The organism is uncultured Caballeronia sp. (genome assembly GCF_964243625.1).
Lineage (GTDB): Bacteria > Pseudomonadota > Gammaproteobacteria > Burkholderiales > Burkholderiaceae > Caballeronia.
On sequence record NZ_CAXTGZ010000328.1, the window covers coordinates 1 to 6,764 of the forward strand.

A 6,764-nucleotide genomic window follows, 5' to 3' on the forward strand; every position below is an offset into this window, starting at 1 on the left:
TGCTCGTGTAGAGATCGGTGCCGCTCTCGATGAACGAGGCCGCACATAGCAACAAAAGCAGATGTTCGTTGGATGCCGCCTTGCGACGGTCGATCCGGGACAGGTCGATGTCTTCGATCCGCCAAGGCATCACATGGGTACTTTCAGTGTGCATAAATATCGCGCTCCCAAATCTGTATTGAACGCGCCGTCAGCCAAACCGGCCGAAAATCAGGCAACGCCACGAACAACGAAGTCATGGCGTTCTCATGTGGTTGAGGACTTCTTTGAGCCTGCATATTAGCCGGGTTATAGCGAAGCTGCAGGCACGAAGAGAGACCGCTCAAGCCATGGGTCAGTTCCGGATACTGTTTAATTCAGCACAAATCATACCGAGTCATGGGAGTAAGTTGCCAGTGCGCGAACAGCGCGGCCTGGTCTTGCTTACAAGTCGATTTCGCCAAAGCGCAATGACACTGCTGTTTGCGGATGACAGGTGGGACGGTTGTAACACCTGAAGCTGCGAGATATCGACGTTCATCGATCGACCTTGCCATCCTAAGGAGTTTGCTTGTGCAGATGTCTACACCGCACGGCCTTAACGTCCAGTCGATGCGGCCTATCCCTTACAATACGGCCACCTCACGACATTGAAGCGCACGTACGGACGCCATGACTCGAGATCCCCGCATCACCTTGAACGCACGACAGCAAGAGCTGCTCGACTGGGTGCAACGCGATGGCTTCGTGACCGTCGAGGACCTGGCCACACATTTCGACGTCACCCCACAGACCATTCGCCGCGACGTCAACTGGCTCTCGGACATGAACCTGCTGCGCCGTTACCACGGCGGCGCGAGCCTTCCGACCAGTTCGGAGAATGTCTCGTACACGGCGCGCCAGCGCATGTTCCACGATGAAAAGCGCCGCATCGCCGCGCTGGTTGCATCGCATATTCCTGATCAGGCTTCGCTCTTCATCAACCTCGGCACCACGACCGAGGAAGTTGCCCGGGCGCTGAACCGGCACCGCGGCTTGCACGTGATAACGAACAACCTCAACGTGGCGGCCATGATGAGCGGCTACCCCGATTGCGAAGTGCTGATCACCGGCGGCATTGTCCGTCCGTGGGACAAAGGCATTGTGGGCGAGCTTGCCATCGACTTCATCCGTCAGTTCAAGGTGGATTTTGCGATCATCGGGGCGTCGAGTATTGAACCGGACGGTACACTGCGCGACTTCGATACCCGCGAGGTCCGCGTGGCCGAAGCGATCATCAATCACGCACGCACCGTTTTCCTCGCCGCCGATCACTCGAAATTTGGCCGTCCGGCGCTTGTCCGGCTCGGTCATCTGAACCAGATCGACGCGCTTTTCACCGATGCCCCCACGCCGCCGGAAATGGCCGAAACGCTCACGGCTGCGAACACGCAGGTGTACATCGCCGAGTAAGGTTTCGTTGAGCGCAACCGAAATCGATGTGTGCGCTGCGGCACGAACCTCAGGTAATTTCTACGTTTTCCCGCTCCCGCCGAACCGCTTTCGCGCCTCCCAAAAGTCAAACCCATTATTTTGCGCAAGCGTTTGGCACTCGAGCGGCGCTTGCATACAATCAAATCCCGGCTACGCAGCGCCGCCTTCCAAGGCTCAGGAAGCGGCTTTTCGCCATAGGTCTGCCGGCTCGAAGTTCCTGCCTCGCTTAACGCGTCATGGAGAACACGATGCTCAGTCCGCACGAATTTGCCACGCTGCTCCTGCTACAGGAAGCACCCAACCAGATGGACATGGTTCGCGACGAACTCGACGCCCTCCTCGAGCGTCAGCTCGTGCAACTGGAGAATCTCGCATCGGGACTTCAGCTCTGGAGCCTCACGGCTACTGGCGACTCCACGATGAAGGCAATCAAGCGGTACTCGTAATCCTCGCCTCGTTTAACCCGCCTTTGTTCATTCAGCCCGCGCGCAACGTCGGATCGACGGCGGCGCGCCAACTGAGCGCTTGCGCCCGCTGATCGGCAAAGAACGTCGCCCATGCGCTTTGCGCTTCGGTCGTGCGGCTGGCCGCGAACGCCGAATGCTGGTCCGCGATCCCCGCCTGGAACGCGCAGAACTGATCCTTCGATACCTTGCCGCGCTTCTGCGCCACATACGCATCGAATAACGCTGAGTACACGCTCTGCGCATCCGCGCCGTAATCCACGGCGGTCGAACCGCACATGGACTGCAGCGCACTCAAGGAAGGCGCGCCCATCGACCCCGACATATCGGGCGTCGAAACACATCCGCCCAGCACCAGCGCCCCAAACGCGCCTGCCACCAGCAACTTTCGCATTGTCTTTACTCCCGGTTTTCACTTTCCACAGTATCGGTCTGACGCCGCCTTCGCGCCACTCGGCCAAACGGCCTGTTGCTCTGGTAAACGACCGAAAACCGAGAATATTCGCCAAAACGAAGCGTTAGCCGATCAGCCGACTTTACATTTTCGTTTTTGTTCGTTAAATTTCGAATTCGAACATTTATGTTCTGCCGGAGCGCGGCGAAGGCAAATGAGGCGAATAAGCGATGCAAGATAATCTTTTCGATGTGCTCGTCGTGGGCGGCGGGGTCAATGGCACGGGCATCGCACGCGACGCGTCGGGCCGGGGTTTGAGCGTGCTGTTGTGCGAGAAGGACGATCTGGCGTCGCATACGTCGTCATCGAGCACCAAGCTCATTCACGGCGGCCTGCGTTATCTCGAATATGGCGAATACTCGCTCGTGCGCAAGGCGTTGCAGGAACGCGAAGTCTTGCTGCGCGCCGCGCCCCACATCATCTGGCCGCTGCGTTTCGTGATGCCGCACATGCCCAACCTGCGCCCGGCCTGGATGATCCGCGCCGGCCTGTTCCTCTACGATCACCTCGCGCGGCGCCAGTTGCTGCCGGGGTCGAGAGGCATCGACATGCGCAAACACCCCGCCGGCGTGCCGCTCATCGATTCGATCAAGCGCGGTTTTGTGTATTCCGATGGTTGGGTGGACGACGCGCGCCTGGTCGTGCTGAACGCGGTCGATGCGCAGGAACACGGCGCGGTGATCAAGACCCGCACGCGGCTTGTCAGCGCGGCGCGCAACGACGGTGTGTGGCATGCCACGCTCGTGGACGACCACGGTGCGACGTTCGACGTGCAAGCGCGTTCCATCGCAAACGCGGCGGGTCCGTGGGTCAGCGAACTGCTCAAAGGGTCGCTTGGCAGCGGCACACACACGCGCCATACCGTGCGCCTCGTCAAGGGCAGCCATATCGTCACGCGCCGCCTCTTTGAACATGACCACGCATACATCTTCCAGAATCCGGACAAGCGCATCATCTTCGCAATTCCCTACGAGCACGATTACACGCTGATCGGCACGACGGATCTGGAGTATCACGGCGATACATCGAAGGTGACCATCAGTCCCGAAGAGACCACTTACCTGTGCGAGTCGATTAACCGGTACTTCAAGAAGCACATCGGCCCCGGCGACGTCTGCTGGAGCTATTCCGGCGTGCGCGGCTTGCTCGAGGACGAGAACGCGGAAAACGCATCGGCCGTCACGCGCGACTATCTGCTCGAACTCGATACCCCCGCGAACCAGGCTCCGCTGTTATCGGTGTTCGGCGGGAAGATCACGACCTTTCGCAAGCTCGCGGAAGAAGCCGTCGATAAACTCGGCGACGCGCTCCAGTCTCCCGCCAAAAGCAAGACTTGGACGGAAGGTGCGCCGCTGCCGGGCGGTGATATCGCCGATGCGAATTTCGACAGATTCCTCGCCGCGTTGAAGCAGAACAAGCCATGGCTGCCGGCGGATCTGGCTCACAGGTATGCACGCGCTTACGGAACCCGTGTCCAAAAGCTGCTCGGCGATGCAACCTCGCTGACCGGTCTGGGCGAAGCCATCGCGCCAGGCCTTTACGAAGCCGAACTGCGCTATCTGCGCGACAACGAATGGGCGACCTGCGCCGACGACGTCCTGTGGCGCCGCTCGAAACTGGGCTTGCATATGGAGCCCGGATCGCTGGATGAGGTGACGCGGCGTATCGACGGATGGTTTGCACAAACACAAGCATGGGCGCAACCGCAATTTCAATCCGCGCCGCTGGCTCCATCGCGAACCGCCGTGTAAAAAACTATCCTGCCGCGCCTGATAACGGTGTGACGATATCTTCGTTTGATGCAACTTCTGCCGATGCTAGTCTTTCCTTCACCGATGCCGCGCCGGTCTGCGCGGCATGTCCGAATGGAGGCTCATCATGGTTGCACCGGCTTATTCATCGCTGGAACTCGTACGCGAATCGTACGACGCACGCGAGCCGGCCGAACGCGCCGAGGCAACGCGGGCGACATCGACGGAAATCCATCTTGAGGAACACGTTCCTCAGACGAGCGATCAGGAAGCAAGCGACGCATTGGAATATCTTGTCGGCGTGAACCTGGCGAGGCTGCGGGCGGAGCGCCAGCTTTCACTCGACGCCCTCGCCCGCGCATCCGGCGTTTCCCGTGCGATGCTCGCGCAGATCGAATCGGCCCGCAGCGTGCCGTCCATCAAGGTCTTGCACAAGGTCGCCGGCGCGTTGAAGGTGTCGGTCGCGGCGTTTTTGCGGCGTCATGCAACGAACGGCATCGAGTTTCTCGCGGCCGATCAGTCGACGCGGCTGGTGACATCGAATGGACGCTTTTCGGCGCGACCGCTGTTTCCGCTGAGCGCGCCGGCATCGGCGGAATTCCATGAGTTGCGCATCGCGCCGCTGCACACCGAGACCGGCAGCCCCAGGCCGCCCGGCACCACGGTCAATCTGGTCGTGAGCGACGGCACGCTGGAGCTGCGCGTGCATGACCGCACGCAATTGCTCGGCACTGGCGACGCCATTGTCTTCGACGCCGACCAGCCCCACGCGCTGCGCAATCCCGGGAGCACGGAAGCGCGTGCGTATCAGGTCACGGTGAATGCGGAAACGCCACCGCGCTGGCATGTGCCGGGCGACTCGCGGCGTATCGACGAGACAAATTAAGTACGCCAGCCAACGCGCCGCCACCAAGCGGCGCTGCAACATTGGCTGGCATGTTGTATCCTGAAATTGGTCGCGGTTTTTAAGTGTCCAGCGACAAATCAGTACGTCTTCAGGGCGGGGTGTAATTCCCCACCGGCGGTATGCGTCAGGTTTTCAAAGCCCGATGCGAGCCCGCGAGCGCCAGTGGACCGGATCGTAGTGTTTTTACGAACCGGACCACGGGGTCAGCAGATCTGGTGAGATGCCAGAGCCGACGGTCATAGTCCGGATGAGAGAAGATGTGCAGATGGTCATGTTCGCATCGCGTGTTTGTCGTGGCGTTTTGACGTCCGCGCCAGGTGTTGCGTGCCGTTCTGCCTGTTTGCAATGCCCTGAAACGTTTTTCGCCCATTTCTTTTGCGAGAGCGTTTCATCATGTCCGTAGCTGCTTCCAGCCTCAATTGCTTCACTCCCGACGCATTCGCCGACTTCGAGCAACTTCGCTCGGCCGAAAATTCCGTCAAGACCCCTCCCCGAATCGCCGCCGCGCTGCAAGCCTTGCGCGAAGGCCGCGCCGTTGCATTGCTCGACGACGATGACCGCGAAAACGAAGCCGACCTGATCTACGCGGCGGAAAAGCTCGACGTTGAAGGCATGGCGCTGATGATCCGCGAGTGCAGCGGGATCGTGTGCCTGTGCCTGCCGGACGACGCCGTGCGCGCGCTGCATCTTCCGCCCATGGTCGCCGACAACGGCAGCAAGTACGGCACGGCCTTCACGGTATCGATAGAAGCACGCGAAGGCGTGACCACAGGCGTGTCCGCCGTGGACCGGCTGACGACGATTCGCGCGGCGATTGCGGATGGCGCGAAGCCGGGCGATATCGTGAGTCCGGGTCACGTGTTTCCGTTGCGTGCGCAACCGGGCGGCGTTCTCACGCGGCGCGGACATACGGAAGGGACGGTCGATCTCGCGATTCTCGCGGGCCTGAAACCCGCCGGCGTGCTGTGCGAACTCATGAACCCGGATGGAACGATGGCACGAGGCGCGCAAATCGATGCGTTCGTGAAGGAGCGGAATATCCCGGTGCTGACCATCGCCGAACTGGCGGATTTCCGGATGGCGTTGGCAGACGCTCGGGAAACCCTTCAGGAAACGCACGCGGCTGAAGAAACCGTCTAACGCGGCTTCCACACAAAAAAAACGCGGCTCGAGAGCCGCGTTTTTTTCTTCAAGCACAACGTCAAGGCTGCGCCTTCAAAACCGCTCCGAACTTCTTGTAGAGCCAAACCGAGCAAGTCGCGGTCGTCGCCGTGTAAAACAGAGTGACGATGCTCTGCACGACCAGCAAACCCACGGTCAGGCTATCGGTGGAAGCTGCCGTCGCCAGCATCTCCGTGACCACGGTGAACACTGTCGCAATCGCCACGATCGGCAAGATGGCGACCACGGCCGTCGATGCAATCGCCCAGAAATGCCCGCGTGAATCTTCCCACGCGGCGCGCCATGCAAGCCGCCCACCCGCCGCGGTGTGAGGAAACAGCAGCGCAAGGCGCGCCGACACGTAGCTCATGCCGCAAAGCGCAAGGATGGCGAGCGTGGCAGTCGCTGCCATCGATGTCCCGCTCGACAATCCCGCCAGCCGCATGAGGATCCACGTGATCACCACTACGATAGTCGCCCCCACATAGGCCGCGACCAATGCGATGCACAGCAGGAAATAGCGGCGGAAACCGGCGTCCCAGAGGCGTTTTGGCTGTGCTTCCACGTCATTGCCA

At 60.5% G+C, this 6,764-nt stretch carries 7 protein-coding genes, 1 pseudogene and 1 riboswitch; of the genes and pseudogenes, 5 read left to right on the plus strand and 3 right to left on the minus strand.

Going from position 1 to position 6,764, the window contains the following annotated elements; translation table 11 throughout:
* Positions 1 to 154 (minus strand): annotated as a pseudogene (locus ACFFAR_RS20515) (ferritin-like domain-containing protein); the annotation flags it as partial.
* Positions 155 to 651: 497 nt separating this feature from the next.
* Here ACFFAR_RS20515 and ACFFAR_RS20520 point away from each other — a divergent pair.
* Positions 652 to 1,431: a DeoR family transcriptional regulator gene (locus ACFFAR_RS20520; protein WP_174364042.1), complete on the plus strand. Its 780-nt coding sequence runs from the start codon at positions 652 to 654 to the stop codon at positions 1,429 to 1,431.
* Between the two features lie 269 nt (positions 1,432 to 1,700).
* A complete protein-coding gene (locus tag ACFFAR_RS20525; RefSeq protein WP_062000698.1) occupies positions 1,701 to 1,898 on the plus strand; it encodes a hypothetical protein in 198 nt (65 codons plus the stop codon).
* 31 nt (positions 1,899 to 1,929) lie between these two features.
* On the opposite strand, the gene ACFFAR_RS20530 is transcribed toward ACFFAR_RS20525, so the two are convergent.
* Positions 1,930 to 2,310, minus strand: a complete 381-nt coding sequence (locus ACFFAR_RS20530) for a hypothetical protein (protein ID WP_174364043.1) — start codon at positions 2,308 to 2,310, stop codon at positions 1,930 to 1,932.
* 230 nt (positions 2,311 to 2,540) lie between these two features.
* Between ACFFAR_RS20530 and glpD the strand changes: the two genes are divergently transcribed.
* The 3 genes from glpD to ribB all read left to right on the plus strand — a co-directional run bounded on the left by glpD (position 2,541) and on the right by ribB (position 6,168).
* Positions 2,541 to 4,121 (plus strand): glycerol-3-phosphate dehydrogenase, encoded by a 1,581-nt coding sequence (glpD, locus tag ACFFAR_RS20535; protein WP_375508362.1) that lies wholly within the window; start codon positions 2,541 to 2,543, stop codon positions 4,119 to 4,121.
* Between the two features lie 127 nt (positions 4,122 to 4,248).
* A complete protein-coding gene (locus ACFFAR_RS20540; RefSeq protein ID WP_174364045.1) occupies positions 4,249 to 5,007 on the plus strand; it encodes a helix-turn-helix domain-containing protein in 759 nt (252 codons plus the stop codon).
* Between the two features lie 101 nt (positions 5,008 to 5,108).
* A riboswitch (FMN riboswitch) is annotated at positions 5,109 to 5,291 on the plus strand.
* A gap of 130 nt (positions 5,292 to 5,421) precedes the next feature.
* On the plus strand, positions 5,422 to 6,168 hold the full coding sequence (gene ribB, locus ACFFAR_RS20545) for a 3,4-dihydroxy-2-butanone-4-phosphate synthase (protein WP_375508363.1): 747 nt from the start codon (positions 5,422 to 5,424) through the stop codon (positions 6,166 to 6,168).
* A gap of 61 nt (positions 6,169 to 6,229) precedes the next feature.
* Here ribB and ACFFAR_RS20550 read toward each other — a convergent pair.
* Positions 6,230 to 6,764 (minus strand): hypothetical protein (locus tag ACFFAR_RS20550; protein WP_375508364.1); only part of this gene is annotated, 535 nt, incomplete at its 5' end.